At 72.2% G+C, this 20,292-nt stretch carries 24 protein-coding genes; 11 read left to right on the top strand and 13 right to left on the bottom strand.

Going from position 1 to position 20,292, the window contains the following annotated elements; translation table 11 throughout:
- Window positions 1–66 precede the first annotated feature (66 nt).
- Window positions 67–1,044 carry a universal stress protein gene (locus OG202_RS08775; protein ID WP_327730700.1) on the top strand — a complete coding sequence of 326 codons (978 nt, stop codon included), beginning with the start codon at window positions 67–69 and terminating at the stop codon, window positions 1,042–1,044.
- Window positions 1,045–1,163: 119 nt separating this feature from the next.
- Here the strand turns inward: OG202_RS08775 and OG202_RS08770 are convergent, their stop codons facing one another.
- The gene (locus OG202_RS08770; protein WP_327730701.1) at window positions 1,164–1,571 is read right to left on the bottom strand and encodes a CoA-binding protein; all 408 of its coding nucleotides are present in this window, start codon (window positions 1,569–1,571) and stop codon (window positions 1,164–1,166) included.
- A 292-nt stretch (window positions 1,572–1,863) separates the two neighbouring features.
- On the opposite strand from OG202_RS08770, the gene OG202_RS08765 reads away from it, so the two are divergent.
- The 3 genes from OG202_RS08765 to OG202_RS08755 all read left to right on the top strand — a co-directional run bounded on the left by OG202_RS08765 (window position 1,864) and on the right by OG202_RS08755 (window position 3,866).
- Window positions 1,864–2,631, top strand: a complete 768-nt coding sequence (locus OG202_RS08765) for a hypothetical protein (RefSeq protein WP_327730702.1) — start codon at window positions 1,864–1,866, stop codon at window positions 2,629–2,631.
- A complete protein-coding gene (locus OG202_RS08760) occupies window positions 2,628–3,173 on the top strand; it encodes a SixA phosphatase family protein (protein ID WP_327730703.1) in 546 nt (181 codons plus the stop codon). The genes OG202_RS08765 and OG202_RS08760 overlap by 4 nt, the downstream gene beginning before the upstream one ends.
- Window positions 3,174–3,239: 66 nt before the next feature.
- Complete coding sequence (locus OG202_RS08755) at window positions 3,240–3,866, top strand: YigZ family protein (protein ID WP_327730704.1); 627 nt, start codon at window positions 3,240–3,242, stop codon at window positions 3,864–3,866.
- 109 nt (window positions 3,867–3,975) lie between these two features.
- Here the strand turns inward: OG202_RS08755 and OG202_RS08750 are convergent, their stop codons facing one another.
- A complete protein-coding gene (locus OG202_RS08750) occupies window positions 3,976–4,143 on the bottom strand; it encodes a hydrophobic protein (protein ID WP_326584277.1) in 168 nt (55 codons plus the stop codon).
- A gap of 116 nt (window positions 4,144–4,259) precedes the next feature.
- On the bottom strand, window positions 4,260–4,472 hold the full coding sequence (locus OG202_RS08745; protein WP_326584278.1) for a hypothetical protein: 213 nt from the start codon (window positions 4,470–4,472) through the stop codon (window positions 4,260–4,262).
- Window positions 4,473–4,852: 380 nt separating this feature from the next.
- On the opposite strand from OG202_RS08745, the gene OG202_RS08740 reads away from it, so the two are divergent.
- The 3 genes from OG202_RS08740 (at window position 4,853) to OG202_RS08730 (ending at window position 5,971) form a co-directional block, all read left to right on the top strand.
- Window positions 4,853–5,131, top strand: a complete 279-nt coding sequence (locus tag OG202_RS08740) for a hypothetical protein (RefSeq protein ID WP_326584279.1) — start codon at window positions 4,853–4,855, stop codon at window positions 5,129–5,131.
- Window positions 5,132–5,214: 83 nt separating this feature from the next.
- Window positions 5,215–5,571 carry a PRC-barrel domain-containing protein gene (locus tag OG202_RS08735; protein WP_327730705.1) on the top strand — a complete coding sequence of 119 codons (357 nt, stop codon included), beginning with the start codon at window positions 5,215–5,217 and terminating at the stop codon, window positions 5,569–5,571.
- Window positions 5,572–5,686: 115 nt separating this feature from the next.
- Complete coding sequence (locus OG202_RS08730) at window positions 5,687–5,971, top strand: ANTAR domain-containing protein (RefSeq protein WP_326584280.1); 285 nt, start codon at window positions 5,687–5,689, stop codon at window positions 5,969–5,971.
- Between the two features lie 205 nt (window positions 5,972–6,176).
- On the opposite strand, the gene OG202_RS08725 is transcribed toward OG202_RS08730, so the two are convergent.
- The 9 genes from OG202_RS08725 to OG202_RS08685 all read right to left on the bottom strand — a co-directional run bounded on the left by OG202_RS08725 (window position 6,177) and on the right by OG202_RS08685 (window position 13,638).
- The gene (locus tag OG202_RS08725) at window positions 6,177–6,893 is read right to left on the bottom strand and encodes a GAF and ANTAR domain-containing protein (protein WP_327730706.1); all 717 of its coding nucleotides are present in this window, start codon (window positions 6,891–6,893) and stop codon (window positions 6,177–6,179) included.
- A gap of 79 nt (window positions 6,894–6,972) precedes the next feature.
- Window positions 6,973–7,734, bottom strand: coding sequence for an ANTAR domain-containing protein (locus tag OG202_RS08720; RefSeq protein WP_327730707.1), 762 nt, complete (start codon window positions 7,732–7,734; stop codon window positions 6,973–6,975).
- Window positions 7,724–8,296 (bottom strand): hypothetical protein, encoded by a 573-nt coding sequence (locus OG202_RS08715; RefSeq protein ID WP_326584283.1) that lies wholly within the window; start codon window positions 8,294–8,296, stop codon window positions 7,724–7,726. The genes OG202_RS08720 and OG202_RS08715 overlap by 11 nt, the downstream gene beginning before the upstream one ends.
- A gap of 95 nt (window positions 8,297–8,391) precedes the next feature.
- A complete protein-coding gene (locus OG202_RS08710) occupies window positions 8,392–8,823 on the bottom strand; it encodes an STAS domain-containing protein (RefSeq protein WP_327730708.1) in 432 nt (143 codons plus the stop codon).
- Between the two features lie 910 nt (window positions 8,824–9,733).
- On the bottom strand, window positions 9,734–10,456 hold the full coding sequence (locus OG202_RS08705) for a DUF5994 family protein (RefSeq protein WP_327730709.1): 723 nt from the start codon (window positions 10,454–10,456) through the stop codon (window positions 9,734–9,736).
- A gap of 43 nt (window positions 10,457–10,499) precedes the next feature.
- Window positions 10,500–10,847, bottom strand: coding sequence for a hypothetical protein (locus OG202_RS08700; protein ID WP_328222567.1), 348 nt, complete (start codon window positions 10,845–10,847; stop codon window positions 10,500–10,502).
- 341 nt (window positions 10,848–11,188) lie between these two features.
- Window positions 11,189–11,737, bottom strand: coding sequence for a DUF5994 family protein (locus OG202_RS08695; RefSeq protein ID WP_326584284.1), 549 nt, complete (start codon window positions 11,735–11,737; stop codon window positions 11,189–11,191).
- A 345-nt stretch (window positions 11,738–12,082) separates the two neighbouring features.
- Window positions 12,083–12,295 (bottom strand): hypothetical protein, encoded by a 213-nt coding sequence (locus tag OG202_RS08690; protein WP_327730711.1) that lies wholly within the window; start codon window positions 12,293–12,295, stop codon window positions 12,083–12,085.
- 101 nt (window positions 12,296–12,396) lie between these two features.
- Window positions 12,397–13,638 (bottom strand): PP2C family protein-serine/threonine phosphatase, encoded by a 1,242-nt coding sequence (locus OG202_RS08685; protein ID WP_328222566.1) that lies wholly within the window; start codon window positions 13,636–13,638, stop codon window positions 12,397–12,399.
- Between the two features lie 693 nt (window positions 13,639–14,331).
- Here OG202_RS08685 and OG202_RS08680 point away from each other — a divergent pair.
- Both OG202_RS08680 and OG202_RS08675 read left to right on the top strand, forming a co-directional pair.
- Entirely contained in the window at window positions 14,332–15,495 is a 1,164-nt protein-coding gene (locus OG202_RS08680; protein WP_327730713.1) for an exonuclease SbcCD subunit D, read from the top strand.
- Window positions 15,496–15,586: 91 nt separating this feature from the next.
- Window positions 15,587–18,580, top strand: a complete 2,994-nt coding sequence (locus OG202_RS08675; RefSeq protein ID WP_327730714.1) for an SMC family ATPase — start codon at window positions 15,587–15,589, stop codon at window positions 18,578–18,580.
- Between the two features lie 38 nt (window positions 18,581–18,618).
- Here the strand turns inward: OG202_RS08675 and OG202_RS08670 are convergent, their stop codons facing one another.
- Window positions 18,619–19,074 (bottom strand): Lrp/AsnC family transcriptional regulator, encoded by a 456-nt coding sequence (locus tag OG202_RS08670; RefSeq protein WP_327730715.1) that lies wholly within the window; start codon window positions 19,072–19,074, stop codon window positions 18,619–18,621.
- Window positions 19,075–19,205: 131 nt separating this feature from the next.
- Here OG202_RS08670 and OG202_RS08665 point away from each other — a divergent pair, with 131 nt between their 5' ends.
- Together OG202_RS08665 and OG202_RS08660 are read left to right on the top strand one after the other, a co-directional pair.
- Entirely contained in the window at window positions 19,206–19,691 is a 486-nt protein-coding gene (locus OG202_RS08665; RefSeq protein ID WP_327730716.1) for a rhodanese-like domain-containing protein, read from the top strand.
- Between the two features lie 65 nt (window positions 19,692–19,756).
- Window positions 19,757–20,284, top strand: a complete 528-nt coding sequence (locus OG202_RS08660; protein WP_328222565.1) for an immunity 21 family protein — start codon at window positions 19,757–19,759, stop codon at window positions 20,282–20,284.
- Window positions 20,285–20,292: the final 8 nt, after the last annotated feature.

Here is a 20,292-nt window from a genome sequence, read left to right as displayed (position 1 = left end):
GCCCCTGCGGATCGGCCGCCCTGCGGCGATGCTGGAAACAGGCCTCGACCTCAGGAGGTGCGCCCCATGTTCCGCACCGTCACCGTGGGTATCGACGGTTCGCGCGAGAGCCTGGCCGCCGCGGAGTGGGCGGCCCGGGAGGCACGGCTCCGCGCGCTGCCGCTGCGGCTGGTCAACGTCTGGGAGCTGGTTCCCGAGCCGATGGGGCGGGCGCCGGTGCTGGGTACCGAGAGGGGAGCGGACCGGCGGGAGGCCCAGGAGGCGCCGGAGGCGGAGCAGGGGCGGGGAGGGGGCGCGGATCGTGGGCCGGGCGCCGGGAAGGTCCTGAGGGAGGCGGCCGACGGGATCCGGCTGCGCCACCCAGGCGTCGACGTCGGTGTCGAGCAGTTGACCGGGCGGGCGACGGAGGAGCTGGTGAAGGCGGCTCCCGAGGCTGAACTGCTGGTCCTCGGCTCCCGTGGGCTGAGTGGGATCGCCGGCTTTCTTCTCGGTTCCGTGGGGCTGCACGTGGTCGCGCACACCGAGCGGCCGGTCGTCCTCGTGCGGGCCGGGGAACAGGCGGCCGACGAGCACGCGCCGGGGCCGGCCGACGCTCCGGCCACCGCGACGCCCTTCCGGCCCGTCGTGCTCGGCCTGGACCTCGCGCACCCGGACCCCACGCTGATCCGGTTCGCGTTCGAGGCCGCCGCGCTGCGGGAGACCACGGTGCGCATCCTTCACGACTGGAGCCCCCCGCCCCACTCCGGCCTGCGGGAGCGGCCCGGTCTGGAGGCCGATCTCGATGCCGGCCTGGGGCGTGCCGATGCCGCCGGGCTGAGTGACGCACTGCGTCCCTGGCGGCTGGAGTATCCGTCCGTCGAGGCGGTGGAGGAGTCACGGCGGGGGAAGGCGGCGGACCATCTGCTGGAGGCGTCCCGGGACGCCTCCCTGGTCGTCGTCGGGCGGCGCGTCCGTCATGCACGGTTGGGGGCGCACATCGGGCCGGTCGCGCACGCGGTGCTCCATCACGCGGGGGTGCCGGTGGCGGTCGTCCCCCACGACTGAGACACCGGGCACCACCGTGGTCCGGTACGGCATGGTCGCCCGTCTCGGAAGGTCCCGCCCCGGGGAGGCGTCGGATCCCTGAACGCCAGGACCCCTGGATCTTCGGACCCCCGGGCCGCTCAGCCCAGCCGCGGGATCTCGATCGCCGGGCAGCGGTCCATGATCATGTCCAGCCCGGCCTCGCGGGTCCGGTCGTACGCCTCCTCGTCGATCACTCCCAGCTGGAACCAGACCGCGTCCGCGCCGATGCGGACGGCCTCGTCGGCGACGGGCCCGGCGAGGTCGCTGTTGACGAAGACGTCGACGACGTCCACGGGGAAGGGGATGTCGGAGAGGGAGGCGTAGCCCTGCTCGCCGTGGACCGTCTCGGCCTTGGGGTGCACCGGCACGACCCGCTTGCCGTAGCGCTGGAGGACCTCCGCGACGCCGTACGCCGCGCGGTCGCGGTTGGTGGACAGGCCGACGACGGCCCAGGTGTCCCCGAGTTCCGTCAGGATCTTGCGGACCGTGGCGGGGTCGCCGTACATGTGCCGTCTCCTCTGTCCGTGTGGGAGCACCCACGAGCGGGGCCTGCCTGCGGCAACAGCGGGCGGTGCCCGGCGATTCCCGGGTCCTGGGACCCGGGCCGTCGTGCGTGCGGGCCCCGGCTCTCGTGCGTGCGGACCCCGGGCTCTCGTGCGTGCGGGCCCCGGCTCTCGTGCGTGCGGACCCCGGGCTCTCGTGCGAGCGGACCCGGCTCTCGTGCGAGCGATACGGCTCGACGTCCGGAATATCGTCCTCCGCACTGCGTTCGGCCGTTCCCGCGCCTACGCTCAGGCCGTGCTGCGTATCACCGACGCCCGGACCGGCCAGCCCGCCGAGATCCGCAGGGCGCTCACCAGGGTCCATGCCCATGTGTCGGGGGACGACCCCTCGGCCCTGCGTGTCCTGCTGGTCGCCGATGTCCTCGCCCGCGTCCTGGAACTGGGCGGGAGCCCCGTCCTCCTCGTCGCCGACCCGCCCGCCGCGCTGCGGGAGCGCGCCGACGACCTCGGCATCCGGCCGAGCGAGGCGACCGCGACGAGGGGAGGGCGGCGGGTGCTGCATGTGATCGGCTCGGGTGAGTCGATGGGCGGCGGTGCCGACGGCGCCGGCGGCGGTGGTGACGCCACAGGTCCCGCCGCAGGTTCCGGCACAGGTCCCGGCCGCTCCGACACCGACGTCAGGGTCGAGGTCGCCCCGGTGACCGGGCCCGAGGAGCCGGCCACGACGGGGACCGTCCTCCGGCTCGCTCTCCTCACCCGCCCCCGCCGGACCCCCGTGACCCTCGATGCCATCACCCTCACCGAGGCCGCCGACACGCTCGACCGCTGGCGCCGGGCCGTGGCGGCCTGGGCGACGCGGCCGTCGAGGCCGATCCCCGAGCCCGTACGGCAGGCCCTGCGCGACGCCTGGGAGGATGATGTCGACGTACTCGCGGTGCTCGACGTGCTGCGGGACGTGGCGGGGGCGCAGGACGTGCCGGACGGCGCGCGATTCGAGACCTACGCCTACGCGGACCGGCTCCTCGGCCTGGAGCTCACCCGGGAGATCGGAGCATCGGCATGATGGCGCGCGCCGGAGCAGGCCCCCTGCGCAGACTCGTCGTCCTGCGGCACGCCAAGTCCGCCTGGCCCGCGGGCGTCCCCGACCACGAACGGCCCCTGGCGCCACGCGGGCGCCGTGACGCCCCCGCCGCCGGGCGGGCCCTCGCCGAGGCGGACTGCCTGCCCGATTTGGCCGTGTGCTCCACGGCCGTACGGGCGCGGCAGACCTGGGAGCTGGCCTCCGCGCAGTGGGGGACGCCGCCGCCCGTGCAGCATGACGGGCGGGTCTACGCGGCCGAGGTGCCGGAGTTGCTGGACGTGGTGCGCGGGGCCCCCGACCATGTGCGGACGCTGCTGCTCGTCGGCCACAACCCCGGCCTGGAGGAACTGGTCCTGGACCTGGCCGGGGACGCCCTCGACGACGTGCTGGACGACGTACGGACCAAGTTCCCCACCTCGGCGATCGCCTTTCTCTCCTGGCACGGCCGGACCTGGGCCTCGCTCGCCCCGGGCACGGCACTGCTGACGGACATGATCGTGGCCAGGGGGAAGAAGAAGGCCTGACCGGCAACCGGTCCCCGGGCGACGCCCCGGCACGGGCGCGCGCCGGCCTGCGCATAGGCTGGCCGAATGCAGGACGAGTACCGCACCGTCGCCCGCGCCGGCGTGCACGAGACCGAGGTCAACCGCTCCCGGTTCCTGTGCGCGCTCGCCCCCGTGGCCACCGAGCAGGAGGCCCAGGACTTCGTCGCGGCCGTCCGCAAGGAGCACGCCGACGCCACACACAACTGCTTCGCGTACGTCATCGGTGCCGACGCGGCCGTCCAGCGGGCGAGCGACGACGGGGAACCCGGCGGCACCGCCGGCGTCCCCATGCTGCAGATGCTGCTGCGACGGGACATGCGGTACGTCGTCGCCGTCGTCACCCGGTACTACGGCGGGGTCAAGCTGGGCGCGGGCGGCCTCATCAGGGCGTACGGCGGTGCCGTGGGCGAGGCGCTCGACGCGCTCGGCGGCATCACGCGCCGACGTTTCCGGCTGGCCACGGTGACCGTCGACCACCAGCGCGCCGGGAAGGTGCAGAACGACCTGCGGTCCACCGGACGCGAGGTCCGTGACGTGCGCTACGGCGAGGCCGTCACCATCGAGATCGGACTGCCCGACGCCGACGTGGACGCCTTCCGCTCCTGGCTCGCCGACGCCACCGCGGGCACCGCCGGTTTCGAACTCGGGGGAGAGGCGTACGGGGACGCGTGACCCGGCGTCCATCGGTGCCGGCCTGCTGCGGTGCTTCGGTGAACTGCTCCTGGACAGCGGCCCATTGCTTCACGAACTGGTGGGCCTCGGGGACAGGACGTGGAGCGGATCACCTGCGGCCACGGCTGTGGCGGCGCCTGACGTCGCTGCGTCCGCGCACGATGAAGCCGACGATCCAGAGAGCCAGCAGGACGGCCGCGCCCCACCACAGGGCCTGCATGGTGAATCCGAACCCGAAGACCACCAGGATCAGCAGAAGGAGAAGAATCCAGAACATCGCGGGGCCTCCGGAGCGCGAGGAATTCCTTGGTTCCGCGGGGTCCGGGCGAAGCGGGAAGGCGGAATGCTGCGGCCGAACGATCCGGATGGCACAGCCCTACGCCATGCCGCCAGTCAACGCCCGGCACCGTCCCGTGTCAACGCGGGCTCGGTACGGAGGAGTTCTGGGAGCCGGGGAGGGATCGCCGGGGTGGGCGGAGCCTCGGTGAGGGCTTCGGCCGGCACGGCCGGCGGCGTCGGCAGGATGCGGTCCTCCCACCAGGACAGGGCCATCACGGCGGCCAGTAGCACGAAGGGGGTCGAAGCGGAGAGGATCAGCGCGTACATGGGTACCGCCTGCGGGACATGTGCGACGCGGCGGGCAGCAGAGCCGTGCCCGCTGTGGAGCACATCGACAGCGCGCCAGGACCACATGGCGAAGGAGGCGTACGGGAACGGCCTCGCGCGTGACGCGGTGGGTTCCGGCACCGATGTGCAGGGGCGCCCCCTGGAGAGCGCGTTGGCGGTGCGACGCTGCCGGGGGCAGGGGCGGCATGTCGCACGCTAGCGCTTGCGGGAGTTCCCCGACAGGTGTCAAGCAGCCATCCGCGCAAGGCAGGACGCGCTGACGTCGCACGGTATCCGCAACCCTTGAGCAGGGCTACGCTGTGAGGTGAGGCCCCAGTCCCCGGTATCGATGCCGTGTCCTGCTCCCGGGGAGGCCCACCGTGTTCGTCCTGCTCCTCGTCCTCATCGCGGTCCTGTTCGGCTTCGGCTTCCTCGATCCCATCTGGTGGGTGGCCGCTGCGGTGTTGGTCTACGGCACCACCCGCCACGGCCGCGATCGAGGCGGAGGCCGGAGCAGTAGCGGTGGTTCCGATCTCGGGGACTACCGGGACTACCAGGAGCGCCGGAATCGTCAGGAACGTTGGGACCGCCGCTACAGCCGTCAGCACCGGGCGCGCTGGAGGCGCGAGGACCGCCGGGATCGCGAACGCCGCGGGTGACCCGTGCGGTGGCCGGCACGCACAAGGCCAAGGGCGCGACTCACGCTCCCCAGGCAGCTGGTTCGTCCAGGTAGGGAGAGACCATGATTCACGCAGCCGACGTCCGAGAATGGCGCAACCGTGATGTCGTTGACGCCGAGTCGCGCAAGATCGGTGTCCTTGAGGCGGTCTATGTGGACACCACCACCGATGAGCCGGCCATGGCCACGGTACGGACGGGACTGCCCACCCGGCACCGTCTGGTCTTCGTCCCCATCGAGAACGCGATCGTCGGACCGGGCTATCTCCGGGTCGGCTATGCCAGAACGCTGGTGAAGCAGGCCCCTTCGATCGGCACCGACGACGTGCTGCCCGCCGAGCAGGAGGAAGCGATCTTCAAGCACTACGAGCTGGCCTACAAGCCCGGTGCGGCCGGAGAGCGGCAACTGGCGCGTCGCTGACCACCTATGGACGGGATGGCTGCTCTGTGAGGTACGAACCATGCACCAGGTGACCCCGCCCCGTGTGGAACAGCGCTTGTTGAGGACTGTCCCGTCAGCGGGGGATGCGGCTCTGTTGGCCGAGGTCGTCGAACTGCGCGCCACGAACCAGCAGTTGGGCCGTGCGATGGCGAGCCGTGCGGTGATCGACCAGGCGCGCGGCATGGTGATGGCGCTGGCGCCGTGTTCCAGTGAGAACGCCTGGGACCTGCTGGTGGGCGTGTCGCAGCACTGCAACATCAAGCTCCGGGACGTGGCTGCGGCTCTGGTCGCCACGACGAAGGGCCGGACGCTCCCGGAACCGATACGGCGGGAGCTGCGCCGAGCACTGCGGCGCTTCCACGCGGCGGACCGGAGATGACGGCGTACGTGCCCAGCGGACGGCACCGGGAGCTGTAGGCTCAACTCTCCGGTGCCTTCGTCCAGGACGGCCGTCGGACGTATCTGTTGTGTAGCCCGCGTCGTGGCCCCCAAACACCGGTCCAGTGGTTCACCGTCCGTTCCGTCTGACCACTGCTTCGCGCCGGGGAGCGGCGACTGGCCCAGGGCCCCGCGAGGGGTGTGGGTCAGGACTCCAGGCCGACGAGGGGTTCGGAGCTGTCGATGAGGGCGCGGGCCACGTCGGCCAGGCGCCGGTTGTGGGCGCGGGCGTAGCCGCGGAGCGCGCTGAACGCCTGCTCCATGTCGATGCCCTGGCGTTCGGCGAGCTTCCCCTTGGCCTGTTCGATCAGCACCCGGCTGTTCAGCGCCGTCTGCAGCTGCTCGTTGAGCACTGTGCTGCGCTGAGTGGTGCGTTGTTGCAGCAGGCTGATGGTGGCGACGTCCGCCAGCGCCTGGGCGACGAGTGTGGCGGTCGGATCGAAGGGGCCGGGGGCGGCGCGGAAGAGGTTCAGGGCGCCCACGGTCTCGTCCCGCAGGCGCATGGGCAGGGCCTGGACTGCCCCGAAGCCGCTGCGGTGGGCCGCGGTGACGAAGCGTGGCCAGCGGTCGATCTCCCGGGTCAGGTCGTGGATGATCACCGGTGTGTTGGTGCGGAAGCAGTCGAGGCAGGGGCCTTCGTCGTTCTGAAGCTGGAAGAGCTCCAGCAGGCGCACCTGTTCGTCGGAGGCGGCCATGACGCGGAGTCCGCCGTCCTGGTCGGCGAGCAGCACCCCGGCGGCGCTCGCGTCGAGCATGCCGACGCAGCGGTCGGTCAGCAGGCGCAGGAAATCGATGAGGTCGAAGTCGGCGACCAGGTTGTCGGCCAGCTCGACGAAGGTCTTGGCCAGAAGTTGTTGATCCATGGTGGGCACCCTCGATTGAGACTGGTCCCGACCTGAAGGGGCGGGAAGGACGGCACGTTCCTCGGCCGGCACCGATACGTCAGATTTCCTCATCGGACTGCTCCGGCTCCGTGTCCGGTGAGAAACGAAGCCGACGGGCCACCACGTCCGCGGCCACGTCGGCGAGCCGGCGTCCCCGCGTATAGGCGTAGGCGCGGAGCCGGACGAAGGCTTCCTCGATGCCGACTCCGAGCTGGACCGTGAGCATCCCGCTGGCCTGGTCGATCTCCGCTCGGTACGCGCCCAGATCCTCGAAGCCGCGCTCCGGCATCGATCGGTCGGTGGGTGCGCCCGTCTCGTCGATCCTTGTGTCGAGCAGGAGCAGTGTCGCGAGATCGGCGAAGGCCAGTGCGTCGGCCAGTTCCTCCGTGGTCAGTACGGTCGGAATGCCGACGTACAGGTCCAGAACTCCCGGGCTGATCGTGCCCTTGTGCAAGGGGAGCGAGAACATCGCGCGGGCTCCGGCCTCCAGGGCCGAATCGGCGAACGCGGTCCAGTGATCCTGAAGTGCGGCGGTGAGCAGATCGGGTGTCAGGACGGCCGAGCCGCGTACAAAGGCGTCCACGCAGGGCCCCTCGCCCAGCGTGAGCTGGAGCTCTTCCAACTGCTCACTGATGTCGTCGGTGCTGCACAACGGATGGCTCGCCGCGGTCCGGGACATCGCCGACAGCCCGGCTCCGCCGACCGGCAGCGCGGCCACGGCCGCGGTGCACACGTCCACGACACCGACCCGGGCACCTCGTCGGACCGCCTGCTCCGCCACCAGCAGCCGGATGCGGGCCGATCGCCTGTCAGGTCCCACCCGGGCCACCGCCTCCAGGCAGCGTGACAAGTCCCTCCAGCCGCGCCGTGGCGCGTTCCCCGAGGGGATACACCAGCGCGCGGAACGTGGTGGCACCCAGTGGCCTGCGAAGCTCCCCGATGTCCAGCCACCCCCAGGAGTGGAGCGCGGCGAGGGTCGGGCGATCGGCCTGGTCCACCAGGGTGGCGCCGAGTGATGCCTGGCGGTCGGTCAGCAACCGCTCCTGCACACGGCGGGCGATCCCCCGGTCCTGCGGGTGCGGCCGGATCACGATGCCGGCGAACGCGAAGACGCCGCCGGACACCGTGAGTCGGCCGACGCCGCGCGGCAGTGTTCCTTCGAAGCCGAGCCACCAGGAGCCGTCGCCGCCCACCGGGAATCCGAAGGCGCAGCCCATCAGGCTGTCCGTCTCGGCGATCACCAGGGCGAAACCCGGTCGGCGCATGTCCGTGGTGAGACGGTCCGAGAAGTTCTGACGGCTGGGAAGGCGGTACGGATCACCCGGCGCGGCCGCGCGGGACTCCCCGTACAGATCCACCAGATCCTCACGCAGGCTCTCCACCAGCCAACGGTTCAGTCGGCGCAACCGCACCGGAGCCGTGGCGGATGGCTCGCCGTCCTTCGGTTTCCGTGACTGCCCCCGCCCGGGGTCGGCCGTCATCGCACATCGCCCGAGAGAGCGGGCGCACGCGGGACAGAGCGGTGCGGCGGGGCTGGACGGGGCATGGCCGGCGTATCACCGAGTCCGCGAGGAGGTGGCAGGTGGGCGGCCGGAAGACCGAGGACCAGGAACTCGCAGCCGGCGAGGTCGAGAATCCGAGCCAGCATCGCCGGCGGGTGGTGCAGCCGCAGGGTCCCGCCGGCCACGGTGGTCTGACGCGCGGCGTGGAGGAATGTGCTGAGCCCGCTGCAGTCGCAGAAGGTGGCTGGGGTGAGGTCGACGTCGATGGTGCGGATACCGTCTCGCAGGCACCGAGCCAGGGAATCGCGCACCAAAGGTGCGGAGGCGAGGTCGATCTCACCGGCCAGGGTGATCAGCGCCCGTGTCCTTCGGTCATGGCGGTAGACGGTCAGCTGTGGCAGGGACATGACGCCTCCGTTCGGAAGGCCGTCCGGCAGCGGACGCGCGGGTGCCGGAGTCCCGGTTCCCTCAGCGCGCTCACGGCAGGGGCGATGTGCGGCGGAGGCAGAGCGACGGTCGGTCCGGCAGCCTGCCCCGCAGTAGAGCGGTAGCAGTGCCGCAGTACGGCAGTAGCAGTAGCAGTACAGAGGACCCACCCGGTTCCCTCCAGGGATGCGCCGGGTGACAGACGAAGAGCCCGCACCCCGCAGCCATCTGTGTTCAGCAACATGCCGCCGGGGTCTCGGGCGTCTCCCCACCAGAGTAGTCCTCGCGTCGTGTGACGGACGGTCCGAAGCGGCCCGATCCCAGGATGCGGACGGTGGGGAAGCGAAGTGGCACGTGTATGTCCGGGGCGCCGCACGGCGCTTGGACGTGAGTACTCATGACGGCCGCCCGAGCATGGCACTCCGTAACCCGCTCCAGCAGGTGGCCCGCATGATGGAGCCGAACAGTTCAGCTCTGCGGAAGTCGGTTCCGGCCCGGCCCCTCACAGGAGCGCGCGATCGGAGCCGGTGCGCGGTGGGGCGCACACGGCGGTACGAGCCGAGTCGGCGATCCGTGCGCGGGGTTCATGGAGGAAAGAGGAAACCGGCTGGTCACCGGGGGTGAGGGGTACGGCTCCGGCCTGGTGGGAAGCGGCCACGGCCTCCGTCGCGGTGGTCCGGCCGTTCGCCGCCGGTCGGCGACTCGGACCGGTCCGGTCCGACCGGGGGCCGCGGCCTGCCGCGACCGCGGCGGCCGTGCAGTGCGGAGCTGTACCGGTGCGCGGCGATCCTGCCGGCGTGCTGGATGTTGAGCCGGTGGATCACGTATGCCCCCGACGCGATGAGAACCACGAAGGCGACGGCTGTCAGGAACACGTACATGGAGACCACCTCACATACCGATGATCAGACGACTGGTCCGACTGGGCGGCCCGGCCTGCTCCGGAACGGCCGCGGGGACCGTTGAGGCGCCGCCCTCGTACTCCCATGGCTCGTCCGGGTCCAGTGGCTCGTCGGTCGCGGAGACACCGTGTGCCGGGGAGACGCCGTGCCGCTCCTCGTCCGCGGCGATGAGCGCGCTCGCGGTCAGTGGCGGGCCGTCGTGGTCGGACGCGGCTGCCATGAGCCGGGCCGCCGACTCCGCCCCGGTCTCGGGCGGGATGACCAGCAGGTCCCAGCGGCCGGCGCCGTGGGAGAGCAGCAGCAGTTTGTGCGGGTCGATTTCCAGAGTGAACCAGCCGACCTTGACGATGTGGCCGTCCACGGGAACCTTGCGAGGGATGACCGGCCAGTACGTCGGGTTGACGGCGATGCGGGTGACGCGGCCCCACAGGGGGTCCAATACATCGAGCAGTGCGGGCAGTTCGACCAGCAGATCCCGGGAGCGGGGCCACCAGGCGCCGTCCAGGAGTCCGCGGGACGTGCCGTCGGTCTTCAACGCGAGACGCGCGGCCGGGGCTGCGACGGGCGCGTGGTGCGGCAGGGTGGGGAGCAAGGTCGCCGACATGATGCGGACCCGTCTCCGGACCGCCTCTGCGGCGGCCCGGGGTTCATCTCGCGCCGAGAACGACCCGGCGTGGAAGCCGGTGTGCGAAATGCTCTCGGTACTGTTCACACTACTCCGCGCTCCGCCGCGCCGCGGGCCCGCGTGCAACGGCCTAGAGATGGAGCAGCCGTTGGGTGATCTCCCGGTACTGCCTCAGCACCTGCCGGAGCTCGTCGGACTGCGTCTCGGGGTCCCGGTCCTGCCACCCGGCGCGCAGGACACACCGCCGTCCTTCGAGGGCGCCCACGAGCTGGGAGGTGGCCGCGTCGTAGGCGCTCTCGGCCTCTTCCAGCGCCTCGCGCGGGGTATCGGCGAAGGTGTTGAGGACGCGTCGTAGGCGCAGGAGGATCTTGTCCCGCTCGGCCGACGGGAGCAGCGGCTCCGGGCCCGGGGTACGGCGTCTGCCGGAGCCCGTTGTCTGGTCCGCAGGCTGCTGGGCGCGAGTCTGGTCGTACGTCATCGGGTGCCGCTTCCGTCCCGCCCGAAGGCGTCCTTGGTCTTCTCGACGGCCTGTTTCAGGCTTGCGGAGCCCTGGCCGATCCTGTCCCGGCCACCGCGGTCGCCTGTTGCGAGTGACCTGGTGGGGGCATTCCGTGATCCGCCCTTCAGCATCCGATTCATGGTGAGACGGCGGTGATCGTCGTTCCGTCGTGCGCGCGGGGCACCCGCCCTGTACCGCCCCGGCTCCGGCGGGCGATGCGTTTCCTGCGGTGTGTCACACCGGGGATCCGGCGCATGACCCCGCCGGACAACGGCCGGATCCGGCAGCGCACTTACGGCCAGGGCGGTGACCACGGGTCGTCATGTCCCCATGGCGCGCCGCTGATCGCGGCCGTGAGACCCGAGAACACCGCCGCTCCCGTCCTCCCCGGCCTCCGGGCTTCCGGTACGGGCCCGTTCCGCCGTCATGAGCGCGGTCGCGGTCATCGGCGGGCCGGCGTCCGCACTCGCGGCGGCCATCAGCCGGGCGGCCGAGGGGGCGCCGGTCTCCGGGGGGATCACGAGGAGGTCCCAGCGGCCCGCGGTGTAGGACAGCAACAGGATCGCGTGCGGATCGAGGTCCGAGGTGAACCAACCGACCTTCACCACATGGCCGTTGACGAAGATCCGAGGCGGGAGGATCGGCCAGTGTCGGGGGTTGACCGCGATACGGGTGATCCGTCCCCACAGCGGATCCAGCACGTCCGCCAGGGCGGTGAGCTCGCTCTGCAGGTCCCGTGAACGGGGCCACCAGGCGCCGTCCAACTCGGCGGGCCCTGCGGAGGGGCTCTTGGTCCTCAGCGCGATGCGCGCATTCGGGGCTCGGAAAGGAACGGGCCGTAGAGGGCGGTGAGGGATGGTCGCGGGCATTGCGCGAACCTGTCTCCGGACCTCTGCGCGAGGGCAGCCGCCCGGTGTCGTCGCTCACTGGGAACGACACCGGCATCGAAGCTGGTGTGCGAAGTGCTCCCAGTGGGTTCACGCTACTCCCCGAAGGGACCGGGCGGGTTGTTCTCGGATACCGCCTCACTTCCGCCGACGCGGCCGTCCTCGGCGGACCGGCTGTCCTCAACGGACCGGCTGTCCTCAACGGACCGGCCGTCGTCGGCGGACCGGCTGTCCTCAACGGACCGGGCGTCGCCGCGGACCGGCTGGTCTTCGCGGACCGGCCGGTCTCCAGCCACGAGCGGGCGGGTTCTGCCGCGCGGGTGGTGTCTACGGTGAGGTAGAGGCGGGTCCGCCGTCGAGGCCCGCGGGATGGCTGCGCTGCTCGGTGGTGTCGAAGCGACGGCGGATGTCGCGGTACGCCGGGGCGATCCGCCGGCCGGCGGATCCCACGGTCCTCCGGTCGGCGGTGCCGCGCTGCGGAGGGCCGTGGTCCTGCCCGTCGGACCACGTTCGGCTGCCCGCCCGGACAGCCTCGCTCACGAGAACCGCACCCACGGGCCCGAAGGACGACAGACGGGCGGTCGGGCAAGGTGAGAGCAGGGGTGCCGGCATGGGTGTCGTCGCGGATTCTGCCCCGGGGCTCAGTCGAGGGCGGCCAGATGATCGGCGTCGCCGCCTCGCCACTCCATGAGGAAGATGGTCGCGTCGTCGGTCGTGGTGCCGCCGCGTTCGTGTTTCAGGGCGTGGGAGAGTGCTCGCACCACCGCCCGTACCTCCGTGCGCTCGCGGAGGATCCGGTTGGTCCATTCGATGAGCTGTTCCTCTCCGAACTGTTCCCCGCCGGTGTGGTGCTCCTCGATCAGGCCGTCGGTGAAGCACAGCAACCGGTCGCCGGGGCGCAGCGTCCGCTCGCTGACCGACGGCTCCTCACCGCCGAAGCCGACCGGCAGCGTGGTCGGGCTCTCCAGCCGGTCCACCACGGCGCGGTCCCGGATCAGGAACGGGGCCGGGTGGCCCGCGTTGACCCATTGCAGTCGGCCGGTGGTGATGTCCAGAATCATCATCTGTGCGGTGACGAAGTGGTCGGGGCCGAACTGCTCGTTGATGGCCCTGTCCATGAACGCGTACACCTGGGACAGATCGGTGTGGGCCCGCCGTGTGTGGCGGTAGGCGCCGATGGCCACGGTCGCCATGGTCGCCGCGTCCAGCCCGTGGCCCATCGCGTCGATCATGGCCATGTGCAGGACGTCGCCGTTGAGGGCGTAGTCGAAGCTGTCGCCGGCCACGTCGTAGGCGGGCTCCAGGATCCCGGCCACCTCGACCTGCGGAATCGTCATCGACAGTGGGGGCAGCAACGACCACTGGATCTCCGCGGCCACGCTCATCGGGGCGCTGCGGCGGGCCTGGAAGAACTGGTCGGTGTAGGCGTCCTTGGTGACGATCATGTCCGCGACCAGACCGCCGAGTCTGCGCAGCAGCCGCCGGTCGTCGTCATCGACGCGGTCCAGGGTGACGGCCATCACCCCGATCTGGTCGCTTCCGTCCAGCAGTGGCAGGTACATCCGCACACTGCCGTCCTTCGGCACCTCCACCGTTCTGCGGCTCAGGAACGCCTCGCCGGCGGGGGAGTCCTCGACCGGCTCGGGGCCGCCGACCTTCAGTCTCCGGCCCGGCAGCGGCACCAGGAGCACCTGTTCGTAGTCCTGCAGGAGGATGGAGACATCCCGCCCTCCGACCCTGGCCACCTCTTCCGCGACGAGCGGGGCGATCAACTCCGGCGGCATCTCGTGAGCGCGGTCCAGCAGCACCCCGAGCAGCCGTTCGCCGAACCCCTCGGACCGGTCCACCCCGACCCTGTCCGGCCTACGCCCACCGTCCGTCATCGCTGTCTGCTTCCCTTCGTCCCCTGACATGGGGAACTCAGCGGGGTGGCTGCGTCCACGCGGTGTTCGCCGGGCGGCCCGGTGCCCCGGCTGCGGCGCACGGTCTGCCGACCGGCGCGGGCACCCACGTGGCGATGTCCACTGACGCGGGGTCAGGCGGCACCGGTGACGCCGGGGGCGACGAAGCGTCTGTGGAGCGGGAAGAACTCCGGCTGGGGGTCGCTCTCGACCCCCAGCCGAAGGTCATCACGACTGCCATGGAGGTGCCTCTCAATCGCCTCGGCGCGCCGAGGCGTGGTGTCTGCATCGTCTGCATCGTCTGCATCGTCTGCGTGGTCTGCGTGGTCTACGCGGCCTGTGCACGACGACGCTAAGCGGCTCGGCCCCATCGGGCACTTCCGGGCGGGCCATCCGTGCGACCGCTCCGTGGGCCGGGATCTTCGCGCCGGTCCCGGTCCCGGTCGCGCTCGTCGCGCGGCCCCCGATCACTCGGCTGTCGACCCTGGCTGTCCCGGGAAGCGCACGGCCGTTTTCCTGGCGATCCGCAGGCCGGGGCGAGGTCGCGATGTGAGGTCCTTGGTGAATCAGGTGCCGACAAGCGTTAGCGTGGTGGGTGCCGACCGGCGTGCCCGTGCTGGTCGATGCTGGCCATGGGGGCGTCGTGGGGAGAAACGTGCAGGTCAGAGCGGATTCATGAGATTGCTGCACACCTCCGACTGGCATCTCGGTCGGGCGTTCCACCGGGTGAACATGCTCGGCGCGCAGGCCGAGTTCATCGGTCATCTGGTCACGACCGTGCGGGAGCGCGACGTGGACGCGGTGGTCGTGGCGGGGGACGTGTACGACCGGGCGGTGCCGGCGCTGGCCGCGGTCGAGCTCTTCGACGACGCCCTGCACCGCCTGGCCGAGCTGGACGTGCCCACGGTGATGATCTCCGGAAACCACGACTCGGCGCGGCGGCTCGGCGTCGGCGCCGGCCTCATCGGCCGGGCGGGCATCCATCTGCGGACGGCCGCCTCCGCCGTCGGCACCCCGGTGATCCTGCCGGACACCCACGGCGACGTCGCCTTCTACGGGCTGCCGTATCTCGAACCCGCCCTGGTGAAGGACGAGTTCGGGGTGGAGAAGGCGGGCCACGAGGCGGTGCTCGCCGCTGCCATGGACCGGGTACGGACCGACCTGGCCACCCGCCCGGCAGGCACCCGTTCCGTCGTCCTGGCCCACGCCTTCGTCACCGGCGGCGCGCCCAGCGACAGCGAGCGGGACATCTCCGTCGGCGGGGTCTCCTCCGTGCCCGCCGGTGTCTTCGACGGCGTCGACTACGTGGCACTGGGACATCTGCACGGCAGCCAGACCCTCACCGAACGCGTCCGCTACTCCGGCTCCCCGCTGCCGTACTCCTTCTCCGAGACCGACCACCGCAAGAGCATGTGGCTCGTGGACCTCGGCGCCGACGGAACGGTGGACGCCGAGCGGATCGACTGCCCCGTACCGCGCCCGCTCGCCCGGATCCGGGGACGGTTGGACGACCTGCTCGTCGACCCTGAGCAGGCCCGGCACGAGGAGGCGTGGGTCGAGGCCACGCTCACCGACCCGGTCCGGCCCGCCGAGCCCATGGCCCGGCTCTGCGAACGCTTCCCGCACACCCTCAGCCTCGTCTTCGACCCCGAGCGCGCCCCCGGTGACCCGGACGTCTCCTACGCCCGGCGCCTCGCCGGCCGCGACGACCAGCAGATCGCCGAGGACTTCGTGGCCCATGTCCGCGGAACGGGCCCCGACGAGCACGAACGGACCGTCCTCAGGGACGCGTTCGACGCCGTAAGGGCCGACGAGACGGTCCGGGAGGTCGCCCGGTGAGCCGCTGCTCGATGAGCCGTCCGACGGGTCGCCCGAGCGGCCCGGTGAATTGCTCGCACCGGCTGGGCCGGACCCGTTCGGGAGGGCCCCGATGAGGCTGCACCGGCTCGACATCACGGCCTTCGGCCCCTTCGGCGGCGCCCAGTCCGTCGACTTCGACGATCTCTCGGCGGCCGGGCTCTTCCTGCTGCACGGCCCGACCGGCGCCGGCAAGACCTCGGTCCTGGACGCCGTCTGCTACGCGCTGTACGGCTCGGTGCCGGGCGCCCGGCAGAGCGGCCAGGGCATGACCCTGCGCAGTGACCACGCGGCACCCTCGACGCGCACCGAGGTCCGCCTCGAACTCACCGTCGCCGGACGCCGCTTGGAGATCACCCGGCAGCCGCCCTGGGAGCGGCCCAAGAAGGGGAACCGCCCCGGGACCACGGTCGACAAGGCGCAGAGCCGGCTGCGCGAGTACGACGCGGTCGCGGCGTCCTGGAAGGACCTCAGCCGCTCCCACCAGGAGATCGGCGAGGAGATCACCCAGGTCCTGGGGATGAGCCGGGAGCAGTTCTGCCAGGTCGTGCTGTTGCCCCAGGGCGACTTCGCGCGCTTTCTGCGCGCCGACGCCGAGGCCCGGGGCAGGCTGCTGGGCCGTCTCTTCGACACCCATCACTTCGCCGCCGTGGAGAAGCGGCTCGCCGACCGGCGCCGGGCGACCGAGGCCCGGGTGCGCGAGGGCGACGCGGCGCTGCTCGCCGACGCCCACCGCATGCAGCAGGCGGCGGGAGACGCCCCGGAGCTGCCCGAGCTGGCGCCCGGCGACCCCGGGCTGGCCGAGGCCGTGCTGGGCTGGGCCGCCATCGCCCGGAGCACCGCGCGTGAACGGCTCACCGTCGCCCACTGCGCGCGGGCGGCGGCCGAGTCGGCGCGGGCCGCCGCCGATCGCGTACTGGACGACGTACGCGAAGTGGCGCGGCTGCAACGGCGGTTCGCGGAGGCGCGGGAGCGCGCCGCGCGGCTGGAGGAGCGGGCCCACGCCCACCGGGAGGACCGGGCGCGGATGGAGCGGGCCCGCAAGGCGGAGGCCGTGGTGCCCGCGCTGGAGCTGCGGGACGAGGCCGAGCGCGAGCACCGGTGGGCGAGCGCTGACGAGGAGGACGCGCGTGCCCGGCTGTCGGGGACATACGCCGACGAAGGCGCCGCCGGGCTCGCCGCCGCCGCCCGCAGGGCGTCGGAGGAGCTGGGCGGTCTGGAGTCGGCCCGCCGCGCGGAGCGGCGACTGGCCGTCCTCCTCACTGAGCAGGCGGAGTTGGACGGCGAGGAGCGGGCCGACGAGGACGTCCTCCAGGACGCCGAGGGCTGGCTGACCGAGTGGGAGTCGACCCGGGCGGAGCTGCGGACCCGTATCGAGTCCGCCCAGGAGGCCGCCACCCGTGCCGAACAGCTCGCCGTGCAGCGGGAACCCGCCGAGAAACGGCTCGCGGCCGCACGACTGCGGGACCAGCTCGGGCGCGACACCGACGACGCCCAGGCGCGGGTGCTCAGGCTGGCCGAGCGGTCGGTCGAGGCGCGCGCCCACTGGCTGGACCTCAAGGAACAGCGGCTGTCGGGCATCGCGGCGGAGCTCGCCGCCGGACTCGTCGAGGGGCAGCCGTGCGCCGTCTGCGGTGGCACCGAACACCCCGAGCCGGCTCAGAAGGTCTCCGGGCACGTGGACCGCGAGACGGAGGAGCGGGCGCTCGCCGCGTTCCAGCGCGCCGACGAGGAGCGGGCCGAGGCCGAGCGGCGACTGGGTGTCGTACGGCAGGCCCACGCCGCCGCGAGCGCCGAGGCCGGTGACGAGCCGACGGGTCGACTCGCCTCGCTGGTCGAAGAGTTGGAGGAGCGATACGCGCAGGCGCGGGTGGACGCCTCCGGACTGCATCCCGCACAGGAAGCCCTGCTGCACGCCGAACGTGAGCGGGACCGGCGGATCGCCGCCCAGCAGGAGGCGGCCGTGCGGGCCGCGTCCCGCGACACCCGGCGGGACGCGCTGGAGCGGGAACGGGCTTCCTTGGAAGGGGAGTTGACGCAGGCCCGGGGTGACGCCGAGAGCGTGGCCGTGCGGGCCGCGCAGTTGGAGCGGAGGGCCGCGCTGCTCGGCGGGGCCGCCGAGGCCGCCCGGGTGGCCGACGACACCGCGCAGCGCCTCAAGGACGCCGACGCGCGTCTCGCCGACGCTGCCTTCCGTGCCGGGTTCGACACCCCGCAGGCCGCAGCCGCCGCCGTCCTCGGCGACGCCGCCCACCGTGACCTCCAACACCGCCTCGACGCCCGGCAGTCGGAGGAGGCGGCCGTCCGGGCCGTGCTCGCCGAGGCCGAGACGGCCGCCGCCGCCCAGCGGCCGCCCGCCGACCTCGCGACCGCCGAGCAGGACGCGGTGGCCGCCGCCCGGCGACTCCAGGACACCGTCTCCGCGTGGGACGCCGCCGAGCGGCGCCGCGCCGAACTCGACCGGCTGTCCGCGCGGGCCACCGCCTCCGTACGCCGGCTGGCACCGCTGCGGGAGGAGTACGACCGCGTCGCCCGGATGGCGGGGCTCACGGCCGGCACCTCCGCCGACAACGAGCGCAAGATGCGCCTGGAGGCGTACGTCCTCGCCGCCCGCCTGGAACAGGTCGCCGCAGCCGCGACCGTACGGCTCCAGCGCATGTCCTCGGGCCGCTACACCCTCGTCCACTCCGACGACCGGGCCGGGCGCGGTCGCAGCGGGCTCGGGCTGCACGTCGTGGACGCCTGGACCGGGCGGGAGCGGGACACGGCCACGCTCTCCGGCGGCGAGACGTTCTTCGCCTCCCTCGCGCTCGCCCTCGGCCTGGCCGACGTCGTCACCGACGAGGCGGGCGGCGTACGGCTCGACACCCTCTTCATCGACGAGGGGTTCGGCAGCCTCGACGAACAGACCCTCGACGAGGTCCTCGACGTCCTCGACGCGCTCCGCGAACGCGACCGCAGCGTCGGCATCGTCAGCCATGTCGCCGATCTGCGGCGGCGCGTCCACGCGCAGCTGGAGGTCGTGAAGGAGCGGACCGGGTCGGTCGTGCGGCAGCGAGGCCGGTGACCGGCACTGACCCAGGGGCCGTCACTGGCCACGGGCCGTCAGTGCCCCAGGGGCCGCCGGGGGAGAGGTGAGGAGTAGACGACGCTCGTCGTCACCGACCCCAGTGTGCCGATCTTGCCCGACACCTCCTCCAGATGGCGCATCGAACGGGTGGCGACCTTGATCACGAAGCAGTCGTCGCCCGTGACGTGATGTGCCTCCAGGATCTCGGGCGTGACGGCCACCAGGTCGTGGAACGGCTTGTAGTTCCCGTTGGGGTAGCGGAGGCGGACGAACGCCAGGATGGGCAGCCCCAGCCGCTCCGGGTCCACGACGGCCGTGTACCCCCGGATCACGCCCGCCTCCTCCAGCCGCCGGACCCGCTCGGTCACGGCGCTCGCCGACATCGACACGGCACGGGCCAGCTCGGCGAAGCTGGCCCGGCCCTCGCGCTGGAGAACCTCCAGAACGCGCCAGTCGGTGGCGTCGGGCTCGTACGGGGGATTCGTGGTCATGTCCGATGGATAGCAGGGGAATCCCCGGCCGATCAAGACCTGGACCGTGGAACGCGCCTTCAGACGGCGGCTCTTCGTTCGTAGATTTCTGGTCAGGGAAACAAGGACCTCCGCGAGGGAAAGGCCAGCTCATGAGCGTCACCACCACGTCCGCCGTCAACTCCGTCCTGCGCGTCGCACCCGCCGCTCCGACCGAGGCCGCCGCGTACTTCCGGGCCGGCCTCGCCTTCCACACCGACGTGTCCGACGTGGCCGCCGCCCTCGCCGCCGACGGCGACCCCGGCTTCGTCGTCCTCGACTCCCGCTCCACCGAGTCCTGGGATCAGGGCCACATCCCGCGCGCGGTCCACCTGCCCACGGCGCTCATCCCCGAGCAGGCCGAGCGGCTGCTCGACAAGTCCGTGCCGGTCGTCACCTACTGCTGGAGCCCCGCCTGCAACGGCGCGGCCCGCGCCGCTCTCGCCCTCGCCGAACTCGGCTTCCAGGTCAAGGAGATGCTCGGCGGCTTCGAGTACTGGGCGCGCGAGGGCCTCACCTACGAGACCTGGGAGGGCGAGGCGACGGGCGGTGCCGACCCGCTGACCACGCCGGTGGGTGCCGACGACTGCGGTTGCTGACAAACTGTCAACAAGCCCTCGGGGGTGGCGAGTTAGGTACCGCGGACGCCGTGTAGCTTCTGGGCATGGCTGGATACGTGGATGCTGCGGTGGTTCCCGATGTGGTGCGGTGGGTGGAGTCGAGCGGCGGACCGCTCATAGCGATACCGGAAGCGGTGCTGGCGTTCTGGGCGGGCGCCAACGGCGACGAGACGTCGTCCGACTACGACCGGGCCTGTGACATCGACGGACACGTCGGCCTGCTGCCGGTCGGCGACACCCGCGCCCTGGTCCTCGGCCACGAACCCGCCTCCACCACGTACCTGCCCGAGCACGGCACCTTCGTCCGCTGGTACGCGGCCGACTCCGAGGCCGAACTCCTCGCGGACGTCCCGGCGGCCCTCGACACGGCCGCCTGGGAGCCGGAGGTGCGGTGGCGGGTGCCGGGTCCGGTCGTCCTGTTCGACGCCGTCTGGCCCGGGAACGCCTTCCGGGAGACGGACCACGTACGGGTGGAGCTGGACCCCGGCCACTACGGGGTTCGCGCCGCCCAGGTCGCGACGGGCCCGGAGACCTGGCTCGGCCTCGTGCGGGTGAGACCTCTCACGGACTGAACCGGCGC

The organism is Streptomyces sp. NBC_00310 (assembly GCF_036208085.1).
Lineage (GTDB): Bacteria > Actinomycetota > Actinomycetes > Streptomycetales > Streptomycetaceae > Streptomyces.
This window is presented reverse-complemented; position numbering and strand designations above follow the sequence as displayed.